Below are 26876 nucleotides of genomic sequence, written 5' to 3'. Positions count from 1 at the left end.
GGGGCTACGCGCCCCCCGCACCCCCGCGGAGTATTTTCCGCAAGATGAAGCACAAGCCGGAAGGGGAGGTCTGGCCAATGCATGTAAAACACTTTCAGGATGCCGAACCCTATGAGGCGCCGAACCATTTCGGCTGCCATGGGCTCAGGCTGCAGGGGTTCGAACCGGATGGCCCCAAGAACCAATGGGTGGGTCTGAGCCAGTTCCTGCCCGCAGGTGGCGCCGGACCCGACAGCACGCCGTTTGAGAAAGTCTATGTCGTCCTTGAGGGCGAGATGACGGTGATCATTGATGGCGCCGAGACGGTCTTAGGCAAATACGATAGCTGCACGATCCCCGCCAATGAAATCCGCACCATCGAGAACCGCAGCAACCATAGTTGCACGATGCTGGTGGTGATCCCCTACCCGCCCGGAGTGACGCCATGACCCTGCCCGACCCTCTTGAGATGTTTCATGTGCGCGGCAAGGTCGCGTTGATCACCGGCGCCTCGGGGGCCTTTGGCGCGGTGGCGGCGCGGATTCTGGGCGGCGCGGGTTGCAAGCTGGTGCTGGCGGCGGGGAACACCGAAGCGCTGGCCGAATTGGCCGGTGAATGCCGCGCGGGCGGCGCCGAGGTGATCGAGGTCAACACCCGGCCCGACAGCGAGGCGGCCTGTGATGCGCTGGTCGCCAAAGCGGTGGAGGCGTTTGGAGCGCTAGATATTCTGGTGGTCGCCTCGGGGATGAACAAAGTCGCCAAGATCGACGAGATGGCACCCGAGACATTCGCGCAGGTGATGGACGCCAATGTCACCCAAAGCTGGCTGTTGGCGCGGGCGGCTACGGTGCAGATGAAGGCGCAGGGCTCGGGCAAGATCGTGCTGGTCAGCTCGGCGCGCGGGCTGTTGGGGCATCCGGCGGGCTATACCGCTTATTGCGCCTCGAAGGCTGCGGTCGACGGGATCACCAAATCGCTGGGTTGTGAGTTGGGGCCCCTTGGCATCACCGTCAATGCGATTGCGCCGACGGTGTTTCGCAGCCCGCTGACCGCATGGATGTTTGGCGATGACGAGAATGCCAAATCCGTCCGCGCCGGGTTTCTGGCCCGCGTGCCCAAGGGGCGTTTGGGCGAGCCCGAGGATCTGGCCGGGCCGCTGTTGTTTCTCGCCTCGAAAGCCTCTGATTTTTACACCGGGCATATTCTCTATGCCGACGGTGGCTATACGGCAGGGTGAGGGATGAGCGCGCGGAGCCATAAGATTGCGGTGATCGGGGCGGGGCTAATGGGCCACGGGATTGCCCTGACGCTGGCGCGTGCGGGGTATCCGGTGGCGATCACCGATCCCGTAGCCGAGGCGCGGGCGACGGTGAAAGACCGGATCAGCGCCAGCATGGGGCTGTTGGGGCATTCCGCGGGCGAGATCGCGCAGACGCTTGATCTGGTTGAGGTTTCGGGCAGCACCGCACAGGCTGTGGCGCAGGCGGATGTGGTGTTTGAGGCCGCGCCCGAGAAGATGGAGCTCAAGCGCCGGATCTTTGCCGAGGTGGAGGCCCATGCGCCCGAGACGGCCATTCTGGCCTCGAACACTTCGGTGATGCCGATCACCGAGATCATGCGCGATCTGCGGCTGAAATCCCGCGCGTTGGGCACCCATTGGTGGAACCCGCCGCATCTGATCCCGCTGGTCGAAGTGGTGCGCACGGGTTGGACCGATGACGACGCGATGACCACGATGGTGGCGCTATTGGAGAGTGCCGGAAAAACGCCGGTGCGGGTCGAGCAGGATGTGCCCGGTTTCATCGGCAACCGCTTGCAGCATGCGCTCTGGCGCGAGGCGATCAGTCTGGTTGAGCGCGGGATTTGCGACGCGGAAGCGGTCGATACGGTGATCAAATCCTGCTTTGGCCGCCGCCTGTCGGTGCTGGGACCGCTGGAGAACGCGGATCTGGTGGGCACCGATCTGACGCTGGATATCCACAACACGGTGCTGGCGGATCTGGAAAGCCGCCAAGGCCCCTCGCCCTATCTGCAGCGCCTCGTGGCCGAGGGCAAACTGGGCATGAAGACCGGCGAGGGCTTTCGCAAATGGACGCCCGAGCAAGCCGAGGCGACGCGCAACCGTGTCGCCACGCATTTGCGAAAACTGGACACGATACTCGACGACTAGGCGCAGCTCTGCGCGATTTTCAACCATCTCGAACTGGGGAGGACGAGACTATGAAATCCACAAAACGCACCACTATCAACCGCCAGATGAACCGCCGCCTGTTCCTTGCAGGCTCCTCGGCGCTGCTGGCCGCTCCGGCGATCCTGCGCAGCAGCCGCGCCTATGCGCAGACGCCGACGCTCAAAGTCGGCCATGTCAGCCCGCGCACCGGTCCGCTGGCCGGGTTTGCCGAGGCCGATGACTATGTGCTCGAGGCGATTTCCCAGCGGTTCAGCGCCGGGATCGAGAACAATGGCCGCACTTGGGCGATTGAGGTGATCTCGAAGGACAGCCAGTCGAACCCGAACCGTGCCGCCGAGGTGGCCAGCCAGTTGATCCTTGAAGACGAGGTCGACATCATCGTTGCTGCCTCGACGCCGGACACGGTCAATCCGGTGTCGGATCAGGCCGAAATCAACGATGTGCCCTGTATCACCACCGATTGCCCCTGGCAGCCGTATTTCTTTGGCCGGGGCGGCAACCCCGCCGAGGGCTTTCGCAACACCTTCCATTTCTTCTGGGGGCTTGAGGATGTGATTGCTGCCTTCCTCGATATGTGGGGCGGGACTGGCGTGGCACCGGTGGTTGGCGGATTGTTCCCCAATGATGCCGATGGCAATGCTTGGGGCGATCCGGTCAACGGCTTGCCGACACCGCTGGCCGAGGCCGGATACAACCTGATTGATCCGGGTCGCTATCAACCGATGTCGGATGATTTCTCGAACTATATCAACGCCTTCAAAGAGGCGGGCTGCGAGATTGTCACCGGCAATATGATCGCGCCGGACTTTGGCACCTTCTGGTCGCAGGCGGCGCAACAAGGCTTTGCGCCGAAGATTGTGACCATCGGCAAGGCGCTGTTGTTCCCCTCGGTGATCGAGGGCTTGGGCGAGCGCGGTAACGGGCTGTCGTCCGAGGTCTGGTGGTCGCCGAACCATCCCTTTGCCTCATCCCTGACCGGTGCCAGTGCCGCCGATCTGGCGCATGGGTTCACCGCCGCGACTGGTCGCCCTTGGACACAGCCGATCGGCTTTAAGCACGCGCTCTTTGAGGTCGTCGCCGATGTCGTCGCACGCTCAGCGGATCTCGAGGATCCCGATGCGACGCTGGAGGCGATCCGCACCACGGCGATCGACTCGATTGTCGGGCCGATCAACTGGGCGCAGGGGCCGGTGCCGAATGTCACCAAGACGCCCTTGGTCGCCGGTCAATGGCAGCGTGAGGGCGAGGGGATCGAGCTGAAGATCGTGGCCAATTCCAGCGCGCCCGAAATCCCGACCACCGGCGAGTTGATGCTGCTGGACTAAGGCGCAATTGCCGTCCGGCTCTGGTCGGGCGGCCTCGGGAAACCGCAGAGGATCTGATGTCAGCAATTCTGGAACTCAACGGGGTGTCGAAAGCTTTTGGCGCGGTGGTTGTCGCCGATGATCAAAGCTGGACGCTCGACAAGGGCGAGGCGATGGGGGTGATCGGGCCGAATGGCGCGGGCAAGACCACGATGTTCAACCTTGTCACCGGCAATCTGGCCGCGGATGCGGGCGTGATCCGGCTCAATGGCGAGACGATCAGCAAATGGCCCGCCGCGCGCCGCTGTCGCGCTGGCATCGCGCGCAGTTTTCAGGTGCCGCAGCCCTTTGCCCATATGACGGTGTTTGAAAATGCCTATGTCGCCGCCACGCAGGGCGCGGGGCTCTCGTCGGTGCAGGCCGACAAACTGTGCCTCGATGTGCTTGAGCGCACCGGTTTGCTGGAGAAGTCCAACGTCAAGGCGGGCGGGCTGACCCTGCTCGAGCGCAAGCGGCTGGAATTGTCGCGCGCGCTTTGTGCCAAACCCAGTGTTCTGCTGCTGGACGAGATCGCGGGCGGGCTGACCGAGCATGAGTGCCACGCGCTGATCCAGACGATCAAGGATGTGCGCGAAACCGGCGTGTCGATTGTCTGGATCGAACATGTTGTGCATGCGCTTCTGGCGGTGGTTGACCGTCTGATCGTGATTGATTTCGGCAAAAAGATCGCCGAGGGCGCGCCCGAGGCAATCATGCAATCCGACGCCGTGCGCGAGATTTATCTGGGGCTTGATGCCGATGCCTGATCCGATCCTCACCATCGAGGGGCTCAACGCCCATTACGGCGATTTCCAAGCGCTTTATGACCTCTCGATGCATGTCGAAGCGGGCGAGGTCGTGGCCGTGATTGGCGCCAATGGCGCCGGCAAAACCACGCTGCTGCGCTCGATCAGCGGGCTGTTGCGCAATGCGCCTGCCTCGGTGCTTTGGCGTGGCACGCCGATCGGGGCGATGCGCGCTGACCAGATTGCCGCGCAGGGGATCGCCTTGGTGCCCGAGGGGCGGTTGCTGTTTCCTTCGCTCAGCGTGGAGGAAAACCTGATCATCGGCGGGCAGTCGGGCCGCAAGGGGCCATGGAATTTGCAGCGGGTTTACCGGCTGTTTCCGGTGCTTGAGGAACGGCGCAATCAGGCCTCGACCTCGCTTTCGGGCGGGCAACAGCAGATGGTCGCGATTGGCCGCGCGCTGATGTCGAACCCTGATGTGGTGCTGATGGACGAGATCAGCCTCGGCCTCGCGCCGGTGATCATCCGCCAGATCTATGAGGCCCTGCCCGGCATCGTCGGCGAAGGGCTGACCGCGGTGCTGGTTGAACAGGACATCTCCAAAGCGCTCTCGGTCTCGACGCGGGTGTATTGCCTGCAAGAGGGCCGCGTCTCGCTTGAGGGGCAATCGCAGACCGTATCGCGGGACGATATCTCGCGCGCATATTTCGGGGTTTAACCAATGGATTGGATCAATGCTGTTATCCAGGGCGTGTTGCTGGGCGGGCTTTACGCGCTCTTTGCCGCCGGGTTGAGCCTGATTTTCGGGGTCATGCGGCTGGTCAATATCGCGCACGGCGATCTGATCGTGCTCTCGGCCTATCTGGCGCTGACCGTGACCACCGCGCTGGGGCTGCATCCCTTGCTGGCGCTGGTCATTGTCGTGCCGGGCATGGCGCTGGTCGGCTATACGCTGCAACGCGCGATCCTGAACCGGACCATGGGTGATGATCTGCTGCCGCCGCTCTTGGTGACCTTTGGCCTGTCGGTGATCATCCAGAACGCGCTGCTGGCGGGGTATTCCGCCGATCCGCAAAAGCTGCAAGCGGGCGAGATCGAGACCGCCAGTGTCGCACTCGGTTCGATTGCCTTGGGGGTGATGCCGCTGATCGTCTTTGCCACCGCAGTGGTGGTGATCGCGGCGCTGCAATGGATGTTTTACCGCACCGCGCTTGGCCGCGCCTTTCGCGCCACCTCGGACAACCAAGATATCGCCCAACTGATGGGGCTGAACCGCGCCCATGTCTTCGGGCTGGCGATGGGGTTGTCGCTGGCGGTGACGGCTTTGGCGGGCGTGTTTCTGGGCATGCGCACCTCGTTTGACCCTGCCGCCGGTTCGGCACGGCTGATCTTCGGTTTTGAAGCGGTGATCATCGGCGGCTTGGGCAATCTTTGGGGCACTTTGGCCGGTGGCGTGATCCTCGGCGTGGCGCAGACACTCGGCGCCAAAATCAACCCCGGTTATCAAATTCTGGCAGGGCATCTCGTGTTTCTCGCGATCCTTGCGATCCGGCCCCGTGGCCTCTTTCCAAGGATAGACGGATGAGCACCCTCACAGTTACCCGCCGCACCCGCCTCTCGACAGTGGTCCTGATCCTGCTGGCCCCGATCCTGATTGCGCTGATCGCCGCCCCTTGGTGGGCCGGACGCGCGGACCTGCGGCTGATGGGCGAAATCGCGCTGTATATGTCGCTGGCCACCCTGTGGAACCTGCTCGCGGGCTATGCCGGTCTCGTCTCGGTCGGGCAGCAAGCCTATGTCGGGCTTGGCGGCTATCTGTTCTTTGCCCTGACCATGCTGGCGGGGATCGACCCCTATGTGGCGCTGCCGCTGGCGGCGCTGGCCGGTGCGGTGATCGCCGCCCCCGTGGCGGTGCTGATCTTCCGGCTGCGCGGCGCCTATTTCGCCATTGGCACCTGGGTGATGGCCGAGGTGTTCCGGCTGAGTTTCGCGCAGGTCTCGGCGCTGGGCGGCGGCTCCGGCACCTCGCTTTCGGCCAGCATCGTGCGCGGCATGGCCGACGGGCGCGCCGCCCGCGAGGCGATGGCCTGGTGGCTGGCCTTGGGCGTCGCGGTGCTGGTGATCGGCGCGGTGGTGCTGTTCTTGCGCTCGCGCCAAGGTGTGGCGCTGACCGCGATCCGCGACAATGAGGTCGCCGCGCGCAGTCTTGGCATCGACATCTGGCGCAGCAAATTTATCGTCTATGTGGTGGTCGGCGGGCTGACCACTTTGGTCGGCTGCCTGATCTTCCTGCAAAAACTGCGGATTTCGCCGGATGCCGCCTTCAGCGTCAACGACTGGACCGCCTTTGTGATCTTTATCGTGGTGATCGGCGGCATTGGCACCATCGAGGGGCCGATCATCGGCACCTTGGTGTTCTTTGCCCTGCGCGAGACCATGGCCGATCTCGGCACGCTCTATCTGATCGCGCTGGGGCTGGTGGCGATTGTCATCATGCTAAAGGCGCCGCGCGGCCTCTGGGGGTTCCTGCGCGACCGCTACAACATTGAAATCTTTCCGTTAAGTCGCCGGGTCACCGGTTTGAACAAAGGAGCCTGACAGATGGCGCGCCACCCCAAAACCATCATCACCTGCGCGGTCACCGGCGCGATCCATACGCCGACCATGTCCGACGCCCTGCCCTATACCTATGAGCAGATCACCGAACAGGCGATTGCCGCCGCCGAAGCTGGCGCCTCGATCCTGCATCTGCACGCGCGTGACCCCGAGACCGGCGCGCCCTCGATCAACCCCGATGATTTCGCGCCTTTCCTCGCTCGCATCAAACAGGCGACCGACGCGGTGGTGAATATCTCGACGGGTGGCTCGCTGACCGCCAGCATTCAAGACCGCATTGCCCCCGCGAAGCAGTTCAAACCCGAGATGTGCTCGATGAATATGGGCTCGCTGAACTTCAGCTTCCACGGGTTGGCGGCGCGCTACAAAGAGTGGAAATTCGACTGGGAGAAAGCCTATATCGAAGGCTCCGAGGGCAATATTTTCCGCAACACGTTCAAAGACATCAAGGAAGCCGCTGAAACCCTCGCGCCCGATCAGATCAAATTCGAGCATGAGATCTACGACGTCGGCCACCTCTATAATCTCAAGGCGATGGCCGACGCGGGGCATTTCAAAGCGCCGATCTTCTTGCAATTCGTCATGGGGATCATGGGCGGCATTGGCGCCGATGTGGAAAATCTGGTGTTCATGAAACGCACCGCTGACAAGCTGTTCGGCGCCGATTACCGCTGGTCGGTGCTGGCCGCTGGCGCCGTGCAAATCCCCATGGCCGTCACCGCCAGCCAGATGGGCGGCCATGTCCGCGTCGGGCTCGAAGACAGTCTGTTCATCAGCCGCGGCGAACTGGCCGAATCCAACGCCGCGCAGGTCAGCAAGGTCCGCCGGATCATCGAAGACCTCGGCAACACCGTCGCCACCCCCGATGACGCCCGCGAACTCTTGGGCCTCAAAGGCGGCGATAAGGTTAATTTCTAAGCGTGGAAGGACCACATATGCTGACCCTCTATCACGCCCCGACCAGTGTCTGTTCGCAAAAGGTGCGCGTCGGGCTGGCGATTATCGGGCTGGAGTATGACAGCCGCGTGCTGAACCTGCAAAAGGGCGATCAATTCGACCCCGACTATATGCGGTTGAACCGCGATGCGGTGGTGCCGACGCTGGTGGACGGGGAACTGGTGATCACCGAGTCGTCGCTGATCCTCGAATATATCGACCGCGAGTATAACGGCGCGGCGCTGATGCCCGCCGAGCGCGCGGCAAAAGTCGCGGCGCAAAGCTGGCTGCTGCGCTGTCTGGCGGTGCATGCGGCGATCAACACGCTGAGTTTCTCGACCGCCATGCGCGAGTCTATTCTGGCCAGCCAGACGCCGGAGCAGATCGAGGCTTTGGCGGCCAAATTCCCCGATCCGGTGATGGGCGCCAAGCGCAAGGACCTGCTGCAAAACGGGTTGGGCTCGATCTATGTCGGGCAGGCTTTGGTGCATCTGCACCGCGCGCTGGCGGATATGGATGCCGCACTTGCGGGCGGGCCGTGGCTGGGCGGCGAAGCGCCGGGCATCAGTGATATCGCGCTGATTGCCTATATCGACCGGCTCGAGCGGCTGGGGATGGCAGGGCTTTGGGCCGGTTTCCCCCGTATCGCGCCGTGGCTGGCAGCGTGGCGCGAAACCCCTGCCTATCACACCGCCATTGAAGCGCATGTGCCTGCAGGCAGCGCCGAGATGATGCGCGCGGGGGGCAGCAAATACTGGCCCGAGGTGCAAAAGCGCTGGCAGGAGATCAGCGGCTGATCGGGGCAAAGAGCCCTTAAAACAAGACCCAAAAGCAACAAGACCCAAAAACAACAAGACCCAAAAAACAACGAGACGGGGCGAGACCGAAACGACGCAGATCGACACGACAACACAACATGGGAGGACGATATGAGACTTACGACTTTGACCGCACTCACGGCCCTGACACTGGGGTTTACCGCGAGCATGAGCGCCGGAGCGATGGCGGAAACGCTGCGCATTTCGACCTTTGTGCCCCCCAATCACGCCTTCAACCGCGCGCTGGCCGCTTGGGGCGAAGAGCTGTCAGAGGCCACCTCTGGCGAGTTGACTGTCGAGATTTTCCCCGCCGGACAGCTTGGCCCGCCGCCGCGTCAATTCGATCTGGTGCGCTCGGGCGGGGCGGATATCTCGGTGATCCTGAACGGCGCCACGCCGGGGCGGTTCCCGATGACCGAGTTGGCCGGTCTGCCGCTGACCCACCCTTCGGCGGGGCTGGATAGTGCGATCACCTCGCGGCGGTTGACCGAACTGGCGCCCGAGTATCTGGCCGGTGAATATGAGGGCACGCGGATCCTGTGGATGGCGGTGACCCCGCCCCTGAAAATTCACCTGTCGAGCGTCGACCCCTCGAACCTCGAGAACCTGCAAGGCCTGCGCATTCGCTATGCTGGCACCACCTGGCAGCAAATCCTCGAGGCCTTGGGCGCCTCGCCGGTGCCGGTGCCCCCTGCCGAAGCCGCGGACGCGATGAGCCGCGGCGTGGTTGATGGTGCTTCCTTCCCATTCGAGGCGACGATGTCCTTTGATCTGGCGCCGGTGTCGGAATACTCGCTTGAGCCGGGTCTGGCCTCGGCCACCTTCGCGGTGATCATGGGGGATGACGCCTATAACCGGCTCACGCCTGAGCATCAGGCGCTGATCGACTCCACCACCGGCCCCGATCGCGCCGAATGGTTCGGGATGATGTGGGACGAGGGCGAAGCCCATGGCCGCCAGTATATGGTCGATGCAGGGGTCAATATCGTGACCATGGATGCCGCGCAGATCACCTCGATGACCGAGGCCTTCTCGGGGATCGTCTCCGAGTCGATTGACGCGGTTGGTGGCGATGCCGCCGGTTTCGTCGCGGCCTATACCGAGCAACCCGACTGCGGCCCGCCCATCCCCGGCGGGCCGCATCCGGTTGAACCCTAGGACATTTCTATGCCCGCCGACCACTCACCCGCGCCACCGCCCAAGCCCCTGCCCGCGCCGCAACCGCGCTCGGCTATCACCACATACTCTCTCTGGATCGCCTCGGCGGCGCTGACGGTGATGATGCTGACCGTGGTCGGCGATGTCGTCTTGCGCGCCGCCTTCAACACGCCGGTGCAGGGCGCCTATGACGTGGTGTCGATCACGCTTTTGATCATGGTCGCCTTTGGCATCGGGCCGGTGATCGTCAGACGCGGCGAGATCCTCATCGACCTGATCGACGGGATCATCGGGGCAAAAGCCGTGCGCATTCTCGGCGCCATCGGGTCGCTGCTCAGCTTTGCGGTGATCACCTTCATCGGCTGGTCGATGATCAGCCCGGCGCAGGACGCATGGCAATGGGGCGGCTATTCGCTGGAACTGGGCGTGCCACAATGGATCCTCTGGGCACTGGCCTTTGCCGGACTGGCCGGTGTGCTTTGGGCGGCGGTGTTGCAAGTGATCGGCTTTGCGCGCGGACAGGAGGGGCAGCGATGAGCGGTTTTGCTCTGGGTCTTTCCGGCATCGGGTTGATGTTTGTGCTGTTGTTTCTGCGCCAGCCGGTCTGGCTGTCGCTGGCGATTGTCGGCATTCTGGGCAATATCATCTACAACAGCCTGAACACCGCGCAATATGTGGCGGGGACGGTGTTTTTCGACACCGCCTCGAATTACAATCTCTCGGTGGTGCCGCTGTTCGTGCTGATGGGCGAAGTCGCCTCGGGCTCGCGGATGTCCTCAGAGCTGTTCAAGGCCGCAAGGGTGATCGTCTCGGGGCTGCGCGGCGGCCTCGCGGTGGCGTCACTGGCGGCCTCGGGCGCCTTCGGGGCGATCTGCGGCTCCTCGGTGGCCACCGCCGCGACGATGACCCGTATCGCGATGCCGGAAATGCGCAAGGCGGGCTATGATGACGGCTATTCCTCGGGCGCGATTGCGGCAGGTGGATCGCTGGGTATCCTGATCCCGCCGTCGATCATTCTGGTGATCTATGGCTCGATTGCTGAGCAATCCATCGCCCGATTATTCGCCGCCTCACTGCTGCCGGGCATTGTCTTGATGCTGATCTATATCGCCGTGGCGCTGTGGCTGGCGCGGCGCTCAGGGATGGTGCCCAGCGAGGTCTCGGCCAGCCTGCTCGAGCGGCTGATGTCGCTGCGCCATGCTTGGCAATTCGCGCTGTTGTTCGTGATCTCCATTGGCGGGATTTACGCGGGCGTATTCAGCCCCAATGAGGCCGCCTCGATCGGCGCCTTCGGCGCGATTGTGCTGGGGCTTCTGCGCCGTTCGCTGGATCTGGCGGGGATCGTGAAGGCGGTGCAAAGCTCGGTTCTCGTGTCCTGCGCGCTGTTCATGATCGTCATCGGTGCCACGCTGTTCTCGCAATTCATCGTGCAAACGCGGCTGCCCGATACGCTGCTGGCGCTGGCGCAGGGTGCCGATCTTTCGCCCGCGATGGTGATGGCGCTGATCATCGTGATCTATATCGTCATGGGCTGTTTTCTCGAAGGGATCGGCATGGTGCTGATCACCGTGCCGGTGTTCCTGCCGGTGGTTGTCGGCTACGGCTTCGATCCGATCCTCTTTGGCGTGTTGGTCGCAGTGCTGGTGGAACTGGGGCTGATCACCCCGCCGGTCGGCATGAACCTGTTTATTATCCGCGCGCAGGTGCCGGATATGTCGATGGGCGCGCTCTATCGCGGCATTCTGCCGTTCCTGATAGCGCCGGTGATCCTGATCGCGCTGATCTTTGCCTTTCCACAGCTCACCCTCTGGCTGCCCGCCGTTTTGTATTGAGATCGCTATGCAGACCCCCAAAATCCTCATCGTTGATACCGAGGCCGCGTTTTACGCCGCTTCCTTGCGTGAACAGGCGCCGGGCGCGGAATATCTCACCGCCACATCGCCCGAGGCGGCCCTGCCCCTGGCCGCCGACGCTCAGGTGATCCTCGGCCTCGCCCCGCGGCTGAGTGGCGAGTTGTTGCGCGCCGCGCCGCGGCTGGAATGGGTGCAGGCGCTGACCACTGGCGTCGACAACTTACTGGCGGAACCCACGCTCAACGGGATCGCCCTGACCAATGCCGGCGGGTTTCACGGCCCGCAAATGTCGGAACTGGCGATCCTTATGATGCTCTCCTGCGCGCGCGATTTCCCGCAGGTGTTGGAGAACCAAAAGGCCGCGAAATGGGAGCGCTGGAAGCAACCGCTGCTGCGCGGCAAGACGGTTTGCATCGTCGGGATCGGGGCGATTTCGGAGACGCTCGCCGGCATGTGCAACGCCTTTGGCATGCGCGTGACCGGCGTCAGCGATGGCCGCAGCGCGGTGCCGGGTTTCGCCGCGATCTATACGCGCGCGGCCCTTTCGCAGGCGGCTGCCGAGGCCGATTTCCTTGTCGTCCTGACGCCTTATAGCGAAAAAACCCACCATATTATCAATGCCGAGACCCTCAACGCCCTGCCGCCCCATGCCTATCTGATCAACCTCTCGCGCGGCGGCTGTGTCGATGAGGCGGCACTGCTGGCCGCCCTGCAACAGAACACCATCGCGGGCGCGGGTCTCGATGTGTTCGCCACCGAGCCCCTGCCCGAGAGCAGCCCCTTTTGGTCCCTGCCCAATGTCATCGTCACCCCCCATATCGGCGGGTTTTCCGATGTCTACGCGCAGCAAGCCCTGCCGATCGTCGTCGCCCGCATGCAGGAATATCTGCGCGGCGGCGTGGCCGCGCTCTCCCACCGTCTTGACCGGAGCTAACCCGATGACCGACACCAACTCGCCCATTTCGGACGCCGAACTCCACCGCCGCTGGGAGATCGCGCGCAAGATCATGGCGGATCACGGGCTCGACGCGCTGGTGATGCAGGCGCGCGAGGATTGGATCGGCGGCTATGTGCGCTGGTTCACCGATGTGCCCGCCGGTAACGGCTATCCGCGCACGGTGGTGTTCTTTGCCGACCGCCCGATGGTGGTGATCGAGATGGGCGCTTTTGGCACCGACCGCGCGCCCGCAGCAGGGGACAAAGCCGCGCGCGGTGTCGGGCGGGTGCTGGGCACGCCCTCGTTCCACTCGGTCCATTACAGCATTCCCTATGACACCGAGTTGCTGCTGGAGTGCCTGCAGGGCTGCCGTCGGGTCGGCGCGCTGGCCCCCGCCGCCCTGCCCTATTCGATGACTGCGGCGCTGATGGCGCGTTTTGATCTGCTCGATGTGACCGATGCGCTTGATACCGCGAAAGCGATCAAAAGCCCCGAGGAAATCGCCCTGATCCGCCAATGCGCGGCGCTGCAGGACCGCGTTTTTGCAGAGGTCTGCGATTTCATCCGCCCGGGTGTCACCGACCGCGATGTCACCTCCCATGCCGAGGCGGTGGGGCGGCGTCTGGGCAGCGATCAGGGCATTTATCTGGGGCTCTCGGCGCCACTGGGCAGCGCCAGCCGCTTTGCCCCGCGCCATTTCCAGACCCGTGAGTTATGCGCCGGTGACCATATGTCCCTGCTGATCGAGGTGAACGGCCCCGGCGGGCTCTATCTCGAGATCGCCCGCACCATGGTCTTGGGGCGCGCCGATGACCACCTTCTGGCCTCCTTCGAGCAGGTCAAAGCCGCGCAGGAGCATACGCTTACGCTGATGAAACCCGGCGCCGCCCCCGCCGAGATCGCCGCCGCCCATGACGATTGGATGCGCGCCCGAGGGCTGCCCGCCGAAACGCGGCTTTACGCCCATGGGCAGGGCTATGAGATGGTCGAACGCCCGCTGATCCGCCGCGATGAGACTATGCCGCTGGCCGCAGGTATGTGCCTTGCGGTGCATCCCGGGTTTGACGATGACCGCGTGTTTGCGGTGATCTGCGACAACTACATGATCGAGGCCGAGGGGCCGGGCGCCTGCCTGCACCAGACCGAGAAAAAGATCTTTGAACTCTGAGGGACCGAGAATGACACTGACCCCGAAAATCGCGCTTGAAGAGCATTTCATGCACCCCGACTTCCTTGAGTATTTCGGGACCACCGCAATCAACATCTCGCCCGCGCTGTTTGGCAAGGCCCGCGAGGCGCTAATGGATTTCGGCGAGCGGCGGCTGGCAGCGATGGAGTCCATCGGCGTGGAAACCTCGGTGTTGTCCCTCGCCGGACCCGGTGTGCAGGCCGAGAAACGCACCGATATCGCGGTGCGGCGCGCGCGTGAGGTCAATGATTACCTCGCCGTAGAGATGCAAAAACAGCCCGCCCGCTACGGTGGTTTCGCCCATCTGGCGCTGCAAGACCCTGCCGCCGCCGCCGATGAGTTGGAGCGCTGCGTGCGCGATCTGGGGATGCGCGGCGCGATGGTCAACGGGCAGACCGGCGCCACCTATCTTGACGACGACCGCTGCGCACCTCTGTGGGAACGCGCCGCCGATCTGGGCGTGCCGATCTATATCCACCCCAACAATCCGCCCGAGACCACCCATATGTATCACGGCCACCCCGAATTATTCGGACCGGTCTGGTCATGGACCGTCGAGACCGCCACCCATGCGCTGCGGCTGGTGTTTTCAGGGCTTTTTGATCGCTACCCCGGTGCCAAGCTGATCCTCGGCCATATGGGCGAGACGCTGCCGTTCCTGCTCTGGCGGCTGGATTCGCGCTGGGAGATTTCCAATCGCGGTGAAATGACCCTCGCGCTGCCGCCCTCGGAATATTTCAAGCGCAACATCTGGGTGACCACCTCGGGGGTTTGCGATGACGCGCCGCTGCGCTGCACAATCGACACCATGGGCGATGACCGGATATTGTTTGCCGTCGATTACCCCTTCGAGACCCCGCAAGAGGCTGGCGACTGGATCGAAGCCGCAGATATCACCGAGGCCCAACGCCTGAACATCTGCCGCGACAACGCCCGCGCCTTGCTGGATATTTGAGCCCAGCGCCCTGGGCGGCCCCCTGCCGCGCCCATGATCCGCAGGGAGCGTCAGGGTGGTTGCACCGGCGAAGACTTGGCCCTGCCCCGCCAGCCCTAACGGGTTAACGCCCCCCCGCTGCCGCAAGTGGCGGCGGTGAACTGCACCTTGTTGCCAGAGCGCCCCGCGGGTAGCGTCAGGGGGAGCGTCGCAGTATACGGCCCGGCGCAGCCCTGCCCAGCCGCAGGGGGGGCCGCGCGAGGGGGTGAGCAATGACGGCATTGGCCTATCGCACCAAGGGCCTGACCAAAGTCTACGGCGAGGGGCGTTCGGCGGTCCATGCGCTGCGCGGGGTGGATCTGGATATCCCGCAGGGCGAGATCGTGGTGCTGCTCGGCCCCTCGGGCAGCGGCAAATCCACCCTGCTCAATATCATCGGCGGGCTCGACCGTGGCAGTGCTGGCGAGGTGGTCTTTCAAGATCAAAATCTGGCGGAGATGAGCGACCGGCAATTGACCCTCTACCGGCGCAATCATGTCGGCTTTGTCTTTCAGTTCTACAATCTGATGCCCAGCCTGACCGCCCGCGAAAACGTCGAATTGGTGACCGAGATTGCCCGCGATCCGATGGAGCCGGACGCGGCGCTGGCGCTGGTGGGTCTGCGCGAGCGGGTCGATCATTTTCCGGCCCAGCTTTCGGGGGGCGAACAGCAGCGCGTGGCCATCGCGCGGGCGGTGGCGAAGAGGCCGACGGTGCTGTTTTGCGACGAGCCGACGGGCGCGCTGGACAGTAAGACCGGGCGGGCGGTGCTCAATGTGCTCAAGGATGTAAACGAGAAACTGGGGGCGACGGTGCTGATCGTCACCCATGCCGCCAGTCAGGCCGCGATGGCCGACCGCGTGATCCATTTCGCCGATGGCGCGATCCGCGAGGTGGTGGTGAATACCTCCAAACTGACCCCCGAAGAGATCGACTGGTGAGTCCGCTCGACCATAAGCTGCTGCGCGATCTGTGGCGGATGAAGGGTCAGGCGATTGCCATAGGTGTGGTGATCGCGGTCGGCGTCGGCATGCTGGTGATGATGTCGGGGCTGGTCACCTCGCTCAATGAAACCCGCGACACTTATTATGACCGCTACCGGCTGGCCGAGGTCTTTGCGCCGGTGACCCGCGCGCCGGACCGTTTGCTCGGGCGTCTGGCCGAGATTGACGGCGTAAGCGCGTTGGAATCCCGTGTTGTCGGCGGCGCGCTGATTGATCTGGCCGGTGATGATCTGCCGGTGCAGGCGCAGGCGATGTCGCTGCCGGATCTGCGCGCGCCGCGCCTCAATGATGTCTTTCTGACCGACGGGCGGATGATCGCCAGCGGCCATAGCGACGAGATATTGCTGCTGAAATCCTTTGCCCGCGCCCATGGGCTGCGCCCCGGCGATGCGCTGGAGGCGACGATGAACGGGGCGCGGCGCAGCTTTCGCATTGTCGGCCTCGCGCAGAGCCCCGAGTTTCTCTATGTCACCGCCCCCGGCGAGTTGATCGCCGATGACGCGCGTTTTGGCGTGATCTGGATGAGCCGGTCCGCGCTGGCCGCTGCCTATGACATGCAGGGCGCGTTCAACGAGGCGCTGTTGTCGCTGTCCCGCGGCGCCAATGATGCCGCCGTGCTTGATGCGGTTGACCGTATTCTGGCGCCATTCGGTGGCACCGGCGCCTATCCGCTGGAGGACCAGACCTCGAATATGATCGTCAGCGAAGAGATCGGCGGGTTAGAGGCGGCAAGCGCCGGGGTGCCGCCCTTCTTTCTCGCGGTGGCGGCATTTCTGCTCTATATCGTGATCAACCGCACCGTGCAGTCCGAGCGTGAAGAGATCGGGCTGATGAAGGCCTTCGGCTATAGCAATCTCGAGGTCGGCGCGCATTATTTCAAACTGGTGATGGCGATTGCCATAGGCGGTGCCCTTGCGGGTTGCCTGCTGGGGATCGCGGGCGGGCGAGCGTTGATACAGGTCTATGTCGCCTATTTCAAATTCCCGTTTCTGGTGTTCCAGCTTGATCCCGCCTCCTTTGTGATCGGGGTCAGCGTCAGTATCGCGGCGGCCTCGGTCGGCGGGCTGTTGGTCTTGCGCAGCGTCTTTGCGCTGGCCCCGGCCGCGGCGATGCGCCCCGCCGCCCCCGCCGATTACAGCCGCACAGGCACCATCGGCGCGGCGCTCAATCGCTTTCTGGACCAGCCCTCGCGGATGGTATTGCGCCGGATCACACGGCAACCGGCAAGGATGGCGGGGGCGATGACCGGCATTGCCTGCGGCATGGCGCTGAGCGTGTCGATGATCACCATCTATGCGGGCTTTGACCGCACGATTGATCTGACCTTCAATGTCATCGACCGCAGCGATGTCACCGTCAGTTTCACCCATGCCGCCTCGGATGCCACGATCTACGAGCTGCGGCGCATGCCGGGGGTGACTTTGGTCGAGCCTGTGCGGCAGGTCTCGGCGGTGTTGCGCAACGGGCTCGACAGCTACCGCGGCGTGATCACCGGCCTTGCCCCCGACGCCCGTCTTGGCCGCGCGCTGGACGTTGATCTGGCCGAAATCCCCTTGCAGAACGGCGGCATCGTGCTGGCCTCCGCGCTGGCCGATCTGCTCGATATAAGGCCCGGTGATGTGCTGACCGTCGAGGTCCGCCAAGGCCGCCAGCCGGTGCTGCAAATCCCGGTGACGGCGGTGGCCGAGAGCCTGCTTGGCGCCCCCTCCTATATGGATCTGGCCACGCTCAACCGCGCCCTGCGCGAGCCGAACCGCGTCTCGGGCGCCTATCTGACCATCGACTCTGCAAGCGCCAGCGAGATCTACCGGGCCCTGCAGGATATGCCGACCATCGCCGGCGTCAGCCTGAAATCCGATGCGCAGGTCTCGTTTCAAACCCTGATGGACACCGGCGCTGGCGCCATTCGCTATGTGATGGGGGCGATTGCCTTCGTGATCACCTTTGGCATCGTCTATAATTCCGCCCGTATCGCCTATGCCGAGCGGTCGCGCGATCTCGCTAGCCTGCGGGTCATCGGCTTTACCAAGGGCGAAGTGGCCTTTGTCCTGCTCGGTGAATTGGCGGTGGTGATCCTTGTTGCGCTGCCGCTGGGCGCGGTGATGGGCTATTACCTGTCCTTCGGCATCGCGGCGGGGTTTTCCAGCGAGCTTTACCAGATCCCTGCGATCTTTGATCCGGCCAGCTACGGGTTCGCGGCGATGGTGGTGATCGGGGCGGCGATTGCTTCGGGCTGGCTGGTGAAACGTGATATCGACCGCGCCGAACTGATCTCGGCATTGAAAACAAGGGAGTAACCGCCATGGCCAAAGCAAAAAAGCGCTCGCGGCTGATCCTGACCACGGTCACGGTGCTCTTGGTTGCGGGTGCGCTGACCGCCGCCTTCTGGCCGAAACCGACGCTGGTCGATATCGGCGCGGTGTCCCGTGGCACCATGCAGTTGACCATCGACGAAGAGGGCCGCACCCGCGTGCGCGACGCCTATATCGTCTCGACACCGGTCGCCGGACAGTTGCAACGTGTCGGCGTGCAGCCGGGCGATCCGGTGGTGCGTGGCGAGACCGTGGTTGCCCATATGCGCCCGACCAACCCCGCCGCGCTGGATGTGCGCACCCGCGAGCAGGCACTGGCGGCGGTGGCCGCGGCCCGCGCCGCGCTGCGCGTTGCCCGTGCGGATCTGAACGCCAGTATCGCCAACCGTGATCTGGCGCAAAGCGAGCTGGCGCGGACCGAGCAACTGGTCGAACGCGGTATTGCCAGCGATGCCGCGCTCGAGCGGGCGCGGCAGACTGCGCGGGTGATGCAGGCCAGTGTCGATACCGCCGAGGCGGCGATCGCCATGCGCGAGGCCGAAATCCAGAATGCCCAGTCGCAACTGATCGGGTTCGATGATCGCGGCCTTGCCGTTGCGGTAGAGCCGACCTCTGACGATATCCCGCTCTATGCGCCTGCGGATGGTCGCATTCTGCGGGTGATCCAGCAAAGCGAGACCTCCCTGCCCGCCGGTGCGCCGATCATGGAAATCGGTAATATCGCCAGTGATCTCGAGGTGGTGGTCAGGCTGCTATCGACCGATGCGGTGCAGGTCTCGGTGGGCGATCCGGTGATCATCGCCGATTGGGGCGGCGCGGCGGAGCTTGCCGGCGAGGTGACGCGGGTCGATCCCTTTGGCATCACCCAGTTTTCCGCGCTCGGCGTCGAGGAACAGCGGGTCGATGCGGTGATCGCCTTTGCCAGCCCCGCCGAGGCGTATTCCGGGCTAGGCCATGGTTATAGGGTCGAGGCGCGGATCATCGTCTGGCAGGCCGAAGAGGCACTGATTGTTCCCGCCAGCGCCCTGTTTCGCAGCCGCGATAGCTGGGCGGTCTTCGTCGTCGCGGATGGCGTGGCAGAGCTTCGCCGCGTCACCATCGGGGTGAACAATGGCATTGAAGCCGAGGTGGTGAGCGGCTTGTCTCAGGGCGAGCGCGTGATCCTCTACCCCTCCTCGGGGCTCTCTGAAGGCATGCGGGTTGCGGAACGGGTGATCAATTGACCGTGGCCAAGGCGGTCGGGTGAAAGCCATATCCGGCGCTCTGGCAGATGCCGCCTGCCGATCTGCGTAACGCTGGATTTCTGGGGCTGATGCTCTGGCTGACGACCGGCAGCAGCGGCCCCCGCCTGCGCCGTTGAATTGCGCCCCCGCGTGATCAATCCCGCTATCACCGCCCTACCCCGACAGGGCATGGCACCACCGCCAACACACGCGACGCGCGTTTAACCCCGCCGCAGGCAGGCCGGTTTTGCTCACCCCGACAGAGGCGCCTTCGCCCTATCCACCTGATCCACCGCAGGAAACGCTTGCGATAGAGGCATCCGGTGCTACTCTCGACTCGCGTTTGGCGCGAGTCTGTAACCCGTAGTCAGGAGCATGTTATGCCTCCCCCCGTGATCCCCACACTCACCCGCCCCTCGGGCCCCGGCGTTGTCGATGGCACCGCGGGCGCGGATTCGATCGACAATGATTATGTCGATGCGCAGGGCGACAGGCTAAGCGATGACGGCGTGCTGGTCTGGGGCGATGACGGGGATGACCATATTTATGACGGCGCTGGCGATGATCAGCTTTGGGGCGGCGGTGGCGACGACAGTCTGTACTCGCGCCTGTCCTATGACGGGGCGGTGAATGGCGACGACACGCTGATCGGCGGCGCGGGGGATGATTATCTGATCGGCTCGGGCGGCGCGGATCTGTTGTTCGGGGATGACCCCGACCTAGATACCGGCCCCGGCGGGGATGATGACTTCAAGCTGCTTGACGGCGATATTACCGCCATAGGCGGCGGCGGGCATGATGATTTCCTTATCGACCACCACTACGGCGGCACGCCGCAGCCGATCTCGGGCGACCAGCATGTATACGGCGGCGAGGATGGTGCGCCGGGGTCTCCTGACTCCGAGGATCGACTGATCATCGCCACGGACCCCAGCGGCGCGGCGCCGATGAACTCGCTGTTAACCATCACCGGTGATGAACAGGGGGTTCTGGAATACAACGGGCGCAGCGTCGCGTTTCACGAGATCGAGCGTGTGGAACTGGGCGGTGGCGACGACCGCGTGGTGGTCGAGGCGGGCGCGACGATGACGATCGTTGGTGGCGGCGGAAAGGATACATTGGTGCTGCCCGACCCCGTCGAGGGCGATCCCGCAACGCAATACGAACTCACCCTCAGCGGAGGTTCCGGCAAGTCGGGCACGCTCAGTTTTGGCGATGGCTCGGTGCTCAAATTCTACCAGTTCGAGCATATCATCTGCTTTGCCGCTGGCAGTTTGATCGACACCGATCAGGGCCCCAAGCCGGTCGAGGCGCTGCAGGTCGGCGACCATGTGCTGACCCGCGATGAGGGCTATCAACCGCTGGTCTGGACCGGCGCGCGTGCGCTCAGTGCCGCCGATCTGGCGCAGAACCCGCAGGCCGCACCGGTGCGGTTTCGCGCCGGGTCTTTGGGGCCGGATACCCCCGTGCAGGATCTCACCGTCTCGCCCCGCCACCGGATGCTGATCGAGGGGGCGTCTGCCGATCTGATGTTCGGCGCGCGGCAGGTGCTGGTTACCACCGAGGATTTACTGGCCTTGCCCTTGGTTGATCGGATCTTTGAGGGGCCGGTGACCTATGTTCATGTGATGTGCGCGCGCCATCAAATCCTGCGCGCCAACGGGGCGTGGAGCGAGAGTTTCCAGCCCTCGGATGCGGTGCTTGATGAGTGTGACGCGCAGACCCGCGCCGAACTGCTGGCGCTGTTCCCCCAGCTCTCCCAACTCTCGCAGTTCTCGCAGCCCGCCGCGCGCCCGGTTCTGACCGCGCCAGAGGCCCAGGCCTTGCTCAGCGCCAGTTTTCCGATGCGCTAATTGCGGTCTGCGATTGGGGGCGAACGGCTATCTGGTTCAAGATCGACCACCGAAGCAACCTCGCTCAACCGCCCCGACCGATGCGCAACAGGAACCGCTTGACCCCTTTGCAAACAGGGTGAACCGGAGCGGATAGCTGGCTCACCACCGATGCCCGTCTTCGGCTGGACAGTGCGGTAAGTATTCGCCAGCGCGTGGTGTCTTCGCGGGCCTATAAGATGCCATCCAAGCGATGACCGTCGCGGGCGATGAAGCGGGTTCTCTGCGCCGCTTCATCTGCCGCCTTGCCGCAGATCAAACAAAAACCGCCGCAGTCGATCTAAAGGTCGCCCTCCTCCGAACGCCACCGCGCGGCGCATGGTTTCAACCGGTTTCGCAGGTTCACCGCGCGGCGCGGCAGAGGCCGCCCGTATCGCGCTGGCCCGCCTATTGCCCCGCCCCGCGCAACGACAGTCCCCGCATCAGCCCCCTGCCCGTTTCATCAACCTGTAACATTCCCGTCGCACTCCTGAAGCACAGCGTGCCTATCCAGCCCGTGGAACCATCCGACCACTGCTTTCAGGAGATACCGATGAAAGATTTAGGCACTGTCAACCTGTCCGCCGATGACTGGGACGAACAGAATTTCCCCCGCCCCAATAGCAATGACTTCGACAATGTCGTCGAGCGCGCGATCTCGCGGCGCGGGTTCTTGAGCGGCGTGCTGGCCTTTGGCTCGGGCGCTGCGGTGATGGGCACCGGCCTGCTGGGCTCGACCTCGGCCAAGGCGCAAGAGGCGGCCAGTCGTTTTGCCTTCTCGCCGATCGACATCCAGACCGATTTCGACGTGCATGTGCCGCAAGGCTATAGCTGGAAGGTGCTGGTGCGCTGGGGCGACGCGCTGATGCCCGCCGCCGAGGGCTATGACATCACCGAAGGCGGGCCGGTCGAAGGCTCGGATATGGTCTTCGGCGAGAACACCGACGGTATGGAACTCTTCGCCTACCAAGGCCACGAACTGATTGCGATCAACCATGAATACACCAACCGCGGCACCAACCTGCCCGCCGCACAGGAAGGCACCCCGGCCAATGCCGCAGACGTGCTCAAACTGCAAAACCTGCAAGGCGTCGCGGTCATGGAAATTCGCGAAACCGACAGCGGATGGCGCGTCGTCACCGACAGCCCCTTCAACCGCCGCATCCACCACAACACGCCGATGACCATTGCCGGCCCTGCCGCCGGCGATGAACTGCTGAAAACCGACGCCGATCCGACCGGCACCCGCTGTCTGGGCACCTTCAACAACTGTGGCTCGGGTCGCACGCCCTGGGGCACCTATCTGACCTGCGAAGAAAACTTCAACGGCTATTTCGGCGCCAATGACGCCCCCGAGGGCCCACACGCGGCGCTGGTGGCAGAAGGCTATAGCCGCTACGGAATCGGCACCGAGGGCTGGGGCTATGACTATCACAAATGGGATGCGCGTTTCGACACCGCGGTGAACCCCAATGAGCCGCATCGCGCCGGCTGGGTGGTCGAGATCGACCCCACCGATCCGACAAGCACGCCGATCAAACACACCGGCCTTGGGCGTTTCAAACACGAGAATGCCGAAGTGGTGCTGGCACCCGATGGCCGCGTTGTGGTCTATATGGGCGACGACGAGCGCGGCGAATTCCTCTACCGCTTCGTCTCCAACGGCACCTACCGGACCGGCGGCCCGACCGACGGCCTGCTGAACGACGGCACCCTCTATGTTGCCAAGTTCAACGATGACCAGACCGGCGAATGGCTGGCCCTGACCCCCGAATCCACCGGCATGACCCCCGCCGAGATCGCGGTATTCTCGCGTATCGCCGGCTCGGCTGTGGGTGCCACCACGATGGATCGCCCCGAGTGGATCGCCGCCAACCCGCATGCGGTCGAGGCCTATTGCTGCCTGACCAACAACAAGAACCGGGGTGTCGAACCGAATGCCGGTGGCGACGAAACCCCGGTCGGCGGCCCCAACCCGCGCGAGACCAACCACTATGGCCAGATCGTGCGCTGGCGGCCCTTTAACGACGACCATGCCGCCGATGGTTTCGATTGGGATCTCTATGTGATGGCCGGCAACCCGACCGTCTACAACAATGTCTATGGCGGCTCGTCCAACATCACCCCGGGCAATATGTTCAACTCGCCCGACGGGATGATGTTTGACGACAACGGGCTGGTCTGGATCCAGACCGATGGCGATGACAGCAACGAGGGCGACTTCGAGGGGATGGGCAACAACCAGATGCTGGTTGGCGATCCGGTAACCGGCGAGATTGCCCGCTTCCTGACCGGCCCGAAAGGCGCGGAGGTGACCGGTCTGACTTGGTCCGCCGACCGCCGCTCGATGTTTGTCGGCATCCAGCACCCGGGTGGTAGCTGGCCCGATGGCGACGGGCTGCCGCGCTCGTCGGTGATCGTGGTCAAACGCGACGACAACGGTATTCTGGGATAATCCCCCGACATACCAAGGCACGGGCCGCCACTATCTGGCGGCCCGTTTGCTGTTGGAGGTGCGGGGTGGAGGTTTGCGGGTGCTGAAAGAGCCGGTGCTTGCGAAGGTTGTTCTGCCTCTGATGCAAACACATCCTTCGCCCGCCCCTACGGGCCGGTTTACAGCCCGCTTCTGCGGCCCTTCACCAAGATGGAACCTCGTTTGGATGGGCAGTGCACACCGACAGCCGGAAACCAAGAAACCCGCCCCGCCCGAGAAACGGCTTGAGTTTTCTGGCCGCATCAAACGCCCAATCTCGGAAGCCCTTCACCGCTTAGGCGCATACCGCCGATGCGCTCCTAGCCACCCATCCCGCAGGTCATACGACTGGCGCGCGTGCTGCAATGCCAGCCCCCTAAAGCTGCGCCCCCGCTGCCGCCAGACTGCTACGCGCTCAGCTTTGCGCGACGCCTTCCAATTCGCCCTTGAACCGCTCGAAGAACTGGTCGGCCATTTTCTTGGCGAATCCGTCGATAATGCGCGAGCCGAGCTGGGCGATCTTCCCGCCGATCTTTGCCTCGACCGTATAGACCAATTCGCAGCCATCGGGATGATCGGCCAGCGTGATCACCGCGGTTCCCTTGGCAAATCCGGCGGCGCCCCCTTTGCCCTCGCCAATCAGGCGCAGCGAGCTGCCCGGAACCACGTCTTCCATGGTGACCGCGCCTTTGAACTTGGCTTTCACCGGCCCGACTTTCTGCACCACGACAGCCTCGAACCCCTCGTCCGGCGAGCCGGTCACCTCTTCGGCCCCCGGAATACAGGCCTTGAGCATCTCCGGCGTCAGGATCGCCTCGAAGACGGTGAGCCGCGGGGCAGCGATGATTTGACGGTCTTGCATTTCCATGAGTGAATTCCTGTGCTTCGTTGCTTATGTGGCGGTTTCTGCGGCGATGACGGCCTCGAGAATGCGGCGGGTGGTGAAGGGTTGTTTCACCAGCCGTGTGGCCAGCGGCGACAGCGCGTCACTGATCGCACTGCGCAGGGCGGCGGGGGCGCCGACCGTTCCGGCCTCGCCCACACCTTTGGCGCCAAGACCCGAGGCGCGGGTTGGCGTGGTGATATGGCCGACATGGATATCGGGCATTTCGCCCGCCATCGGCACCACGTAATCCGCCAGCGTGCCATTGGTGAACTGGCCGTCCTCGGAATACAGGCATTCCTCATAGAGCGCCGCCCCGATGCCCTGCACGATGCCGCCGCGCAGTTGCTCGTCAACCAGCAGCGGGTTCACCACCGTCCCGCAATCATCCACCACCCAATACTCCAGCAACTCAACGGTGCCGAGTTCGGTATCGACCTCGAGATGCACCGCATGCACGCCGTTGCTGGCGATATAGGGCAGGTTTTCGGGCAGAAAGCTCTCCTCGACCGTCATCGACGGCACCTGTCCGGTCGGAATATCATAGGGCCGGTAGTGGCAAAGCGCCCCGATATCCGCGAGCGTCAGCCCCGAGGGGCCTTGCGGGCCGATAACCTCGCCATTCTCGAACCGCAGCGCGCCGGGCTCGCATTGCAGGATTGACGCCGCGACCTCGAACAGCCCGTCGCGCATCCGCAGGCAGGCGCGCCGCGCCGCTTCGCCGCCCAGCGCCATGCCCCGCGACGCCCAGGCGCCGCCGCCGTAAGGGGTGCGCGCGGTATCGCCCGCGATCATCTTGACCATGCCGGGGGCGATATCGAATTCACCGGCGATCAACTGGCCCAGCGCAGAGAGCGTGCCCTGCCCCTGATCCGTCACGCTGGTCGCGCAGGTCAGGCTGCCATCGGGTTGCAGGGTCAGGCGACAGGATTCGTTGGCCGCAAGCGGCAGCCCGAGCGGCCCGTAAAGCCCCGAACCAACGCCGGTGATTTCGACGAAACTGGCCAAGCCGATGCCGCGGTAGATGCCCTTCTCTCTGAGCGCCGCCTGTTCAGCCCTGAGCGCGGTGTAATCCATCGCCTCCAGCAGCTTTGCCAGACAGGCATCGAGAGACAATTCCTCGATCACCAGACCGGATTGCGTCGCGCGCTCTCCTGCGTCCAGCCTGCTGCGGTAATTGATCCGGCGCATCTCGGCGGGATCAATCCCGACCGCGCGCGCGGCGAGATCCATCATCTCTTCGGTGATCGCGCAGGCAATCGGCTGGCCGACGCCGCGAAGCGCCCCGCTCGGCGGTTTGTTCTGCCGCCATCCGCGCACCTCGGCGCGAAACGCCCCGGTTTTATAAGGGGCGCCGATCATCTGCGCGGCCTGCATGGATTCGCCGAAACTGCCCCGCGGATGGATCGCATAGGCGCCGAAGCCCGAGTCGACCAAAGCGTCTATCCCGAGGATATGCCCCGCGGCATCCACCGCCATACGGCAAGTCGCCTTGGCCTCGCGCGCATGGGCGTCGGCGGTGAAACTTTCCAGCCGGTCAACGATATATTTCACCGGTCGGCCCAAGCGCTTTGACACCGCCACCGCCGCCAGTTCATCGGCATAGGCATGGAGTTTTAGCCCGAAGGCCCCGCCCACATCGGGCGCGGTGACGCGGACGGATTGCGGCGGCAGGCGCAATTGTCGGGCATAAATCTCGCGCATTTGCCATGGCACCTGATGCGATTGCCAGACTTCGAGTTCCTCGCGGCGCGGATCCCAATGGGCGACGATCCCGCGCGGCTCGAGGGTGACACCGGTCTGGCGGCCAAAGGCGAAATCCGCCTCGACCACATGGGCGGCGCTCTCGAAGGCCTTCGAGACATCCTCGGCCCCGAAGCGGTGATGCAGCGAGAGGTTATCCTCGAAGCTGCTGTGAACCGGCGCGGCGCCCTCGGATTGCGCCTCAGTAATCGAGCAAGCGGCCGGCAGTTCCTCCCAATCGACAAACACCAGTTCCGCCGCGTCCTCGGCAATGGCGCGGCTTTCGGCGACCACGGCGATCACCGCCTCGCCCTGAAAACAGCTTTCTTCGATCACCAATGGTGGCTGCGGCGGCGAGGCGTGATGCGGCACGCCGGGCGGATTGGTGTCAAAAGGCGCGCAGACCTCGGCCAGATCCTTACCGTCGAGCACCGCGACAACGCCGGGCAGTTCCAAGGCATCGGTGCGGTCGATATCCAATATGCGCCCATGCGCGAAAGGGGCGCGCAGAAAGGCGATATGAAGCATCCCCGGCAGCGTGATATCATCGACGTAATTCCCGCGGCCCTCGACTAGAGGGCGTGCGCGCTCACGTGGCATCGGCGCACCGATCCCCTTGGTAATCATC

Annotated in this window: 23 protein-coding genes; 21 read left to right on the top strand and 2 right to left on the bottom strand. The window is 63.9% G+C overall.

Translation table 11 applies throughout. The features are described 5' to 3' along the window. From DDE20_RS17365 to DDE20_RS17265, 21 genes are all read left to right on the top strand, one after another. Nucleotides 1–428 (top strand): cupin domain-containing protein (locus tag DDE20_RS17365; protein ID WP_240608193.1); only part of this gene is annotated, 428 nt, incomplete at its 5' end. Beyond that, on the top strand, nucleotides 425–1216 hold the full coding sequence (locus DDE20_RS17360; protein WP_116559801.1) for an SDR family NAD(P)-dependent oxidoreductase: 792 nt from the start codon (nucleotides 425–427) through the stop codon (nucleotides 1214–1216). The genes DDE20_RS17365 and DDE20_RS17360, both read left to right, overlap by 4 nt. Before the next feature lie 3 nt (nucleotides 1217–1219). Then, complete coding sequence (locus tag DDE20_RS17355; protein WP_116559800.1) at nucleotides 1220–2149, top strand: 3-hydroxyacyl-CoA dehydrogenase family protein; 930 nt, start codon at nucleotides 1220–1222, stop codon at nucleotides 2147–2149. Between the two features lie 50 nt (nucleotides 2150–2199). Further along, entirely contained in the window at nucleotides 2200–3495 is a 1296-nt protein-coding gene (locus tag DDE20_RS17350; RefSeq protein WP_116559799.1) for an ABC transporter substrate-binding protein, read from the top strand. Nucleotides 3496–3551: 56 nt separating this feature from the next. After that, complete coding sequence (locus tag DDE20_RS17345; protein WP_116559798.1) at nucleotides 3552–4280, top strand: ABC transporter ATP-binding protein; 729 nt, start codon at nucleotides 3552–3554, stop codon at nucleotides 4278–4280. Then, on the top strand, nucleotides 4267–4977 hold the full coding sequence (locus DDE20_RS17340) for an ABC transporter ATP-binding protein (RefSeq protein WP_116559797.1): 711 nt from the start codon (nucleotides 4267–4269) through the stop codon (nucleotides 4975–4977). The genes DDE20_RS17345 and DDE20_RS17340 overlap by 14 nt, the downstream gene beginning before the upstream one ends. Before the next feature lie 3 nt (nucleotides 4978–4980). Further along, nucleotides 4981–5844 (top strand): branched-chain amino acid ABC transporter permease, encoded by an 864-nt coding sequence (locus DDE20_RS17335; RefSeq protein WP_116559796.1) that lies wholly within the window; start codon nucleotides 4981–4983, stop codon nucleotides 5842–5844. After that, nucleotides 5841–6857, top strand: a complete 1017-nt coding sequence (locus tag DDE20_RS17330) for a branched-chain amino acid ABC transporter permease (RefSeq protein ID WP_116559795.1) — start codon at nucleotides 5841–5843, stop codon at nucleotides 6855–6857. The genes DDE20_RS17335 and DDE20_RS17330 overlap by 4 nt, the downstream gene beginning before the upstream one ends. 3 nt (nucleotides 6858–6860) lie before the next feature. Next, nucleotides 6861–7793 (top strand): 3,5-dioxohexanoate:acetyl-CoA acetone transferase, encoded by a 933-nt coding sequence (gene kce / locus DDE20_RS17325; protein WP_116559794.1) that lies wholly within the window; start codon nucleotides 6861–6863, stop codon nucleotides 7791–7793. A 17-nt stretch (nucleotides 7794–7810) separates the two neighbouring features. Continuing rightward, complete coding sequence (locus tag DDE20_RS17320; protein WP_116559793.1) at nucleotides 7811–8608, top strand: glutathione S-transferase family protein; 798 nt, start codon at nucleotides 7811–7813, stop codon at nucleotides 8606–8608. 132 nt (nucleotides 8609–8740) lie between these two features. After that, complete coding sequence (locus tag DDE20_RS17315) at nucleotides 8741–9787, top strand: TRAP transporter substrate-binding protein (protein ID WP_116559792.1); 1047 nt, start codon at nucleotides 8741–8743, stop codon at nucleotides 9785–9787. A gap of 9 nt (nucleotides 9788–9796) precedes the next feature. After that, nucleotides 9797–10324, top strand: coding sequence for a TRAP transporter small permease (locus tag DDE20_RS17310; RefSeq protein WP_116559791.1), 528 nt, complete (start codon nucleotides 9797–9799; stop codon nucleotides 10322–10324). Next, nucleotides 10321–11619: a TRAP transporter large permease gene (locus DDE20_RS17305; protein ID WP_116559790.1), complete on the top strand. Its 1299-nt coding sequence runs from the start codon at nucleotides 10321–10323 to the stop codon at nucleotides 11617–11619. The genes DDE20_RS17310 and DDE20_RS17305 overlap by 4 nt, the downstream gene beginning before the upstream one ends. A 7-nt stretch (nucleotides 11620–11626) precedes the next feature. Continuing rightward, nucleotides 11627–12574: a D-2-hydroxyacid dehydrogenase gene (locus DDE20_RS17300; RefSeq protein WP_116559789.1), complete on the top strand. Its 948-nt coding sequence runs from the start codon at nucleotides 11627–11629 to the stop codon at nucleotides 12572–12574. Nucleotides 12575–12578: 4 nt separating this feature from the next. Continuing rightward, a complete protein-coding gene (locus DDE20_RS17295) occupies nucleotides 12579–13745 on the top strand; it encodes a M24 family metallopeptidase (RefSeq protein ID WP_116559788.1) in 1167 nt (388 codons plus the stop codon). Nucleotides 13746–13755: 10 nt separating this feature from the next. Beyond that, nucleotides 13756–14721 carry an amidohydrolase family protein gene (locus tag DDE20_RS17290; protein WP_116559787.1) on the top strand — a complete coding sequence of 322 codons (966 nt, stop codon included), beginning with the start codon at nucleotides 13756–13758 and terminating at the stop codon, nucleotides 14719–14721. 251 nt (nucleotides 14722–14972) lie between these two features. Continuing rightward, the gene (locus tag DDE20_RS17285; RefSeq protein ID WP_116559786.1) at nucleotides 14973–15680 is read left to right on the top strand and encodes an ABC transporter ATP-binding protein; all 708 of its coding nucleotides are present in this window, start codon (nucleotides 14973–14975) and stop codon (nucleotides 15678–15680) included. Then, nucleotides 15677–18040: an ABC transporter permease gene (locus DDE20_RS17280; RefSeq protein ID WP_240608190.1), complete on the top strand. Its 2364-nt coding sequence runs from the start codon at nucleotides 15677–15679 to the stop codon at nucleotides 18038–18040. The genes DDE20_RS17285 and DDE20_RS17280 overlap by 4 nt, the downstream gene beginning before the upstream one ends. 5 nt (nucleotides 18041–18045) lie before the next feature. Continuing rightward, nucleotides 18046–19278, top strand: coding sequence for an efflux RND transporter periplasmic adaptor subunit (locus DDE20_RS17275; protein ID WP_116559785.1), 1233 nt, complete (start codon nucleotides 18046–18048; stop codon nucleotides 19276–19278). Between the two features lie 380 nt (nucleotides 19279–19658). Next, on the top strand, nucleotides 19659–21131 hold the full coding sequence (locus DDE20_RS17270) for a Hint domain-containing protein (protein ID WP_116559784.1): 1473 nt from the start codon (nucleotides 19659–19661) through the stop codon (nucleotides 21129–21131). 571 nt (nucleotides 21132–21702) lie between these two features. Continuing rightward, the gene (locus DDE20_RS17265; protein ID WP_116559783.1) at nucleotides 21703–23604 is read left to right on the top strand and encodes a PhoX family protein; all 1902 of its coding nucleotides are present in this window, start codon (nucleotides 21703–21705) and stop codon (nucleotides 23602–23604) included. 433 nt (nucleotides 23605–24037) lie between these two features. On the opposite strand, the gene DDE20_RS17260 is transcribed toward DDE20_RS17265, so the two are convergent. Both DDE20_RS17260 and DDE20_RS17255 read right to left on the bottom strand, forming a co-directional pair. Beyond that, on the bottom strand, nucleotides 24038–24490 hold the full coding sequence (locus tag DDE20_RS17260; protein WP_116559782.1) for an SRPBCC family protein: 453 nt from the start codon (nucleotides 24488–24490) through the stop codon (nucleotides 24038–24040). Between the two features lie 24 nt (nucleotides 24491–24514). After that, on the bottom strand, nucleotides 24515–26875 hold the full coding sequence (locus DDE20_RS17255; RefSeq protein WP_240608195.1) for a xanthine dehydrogenase family protein molybdopterin-binding subunit: 2361 nt from the start codon (nucleotides 26873–26875) through the stop codon (nucleotides 24515–24517). Nucleotide 26876: the final 1 nt, after the last annotated feature.

Origin of the sequence: Pararhodobacter oceanensis, assembly GCF_003076755.1 — a bacterium.
In the GTDB taxonomy this organism is placed as follows: domain Bacteria; phylum Pseudomonadota; class Alphaproteobacteria; order Rhodobacterales; family Rhodobacteraceae; genus Pararhodobacter; species Pararhodobacter oceanensis.
This window is presented reverse-complemented; position numbering and strand designations above follow the sequence as displayed.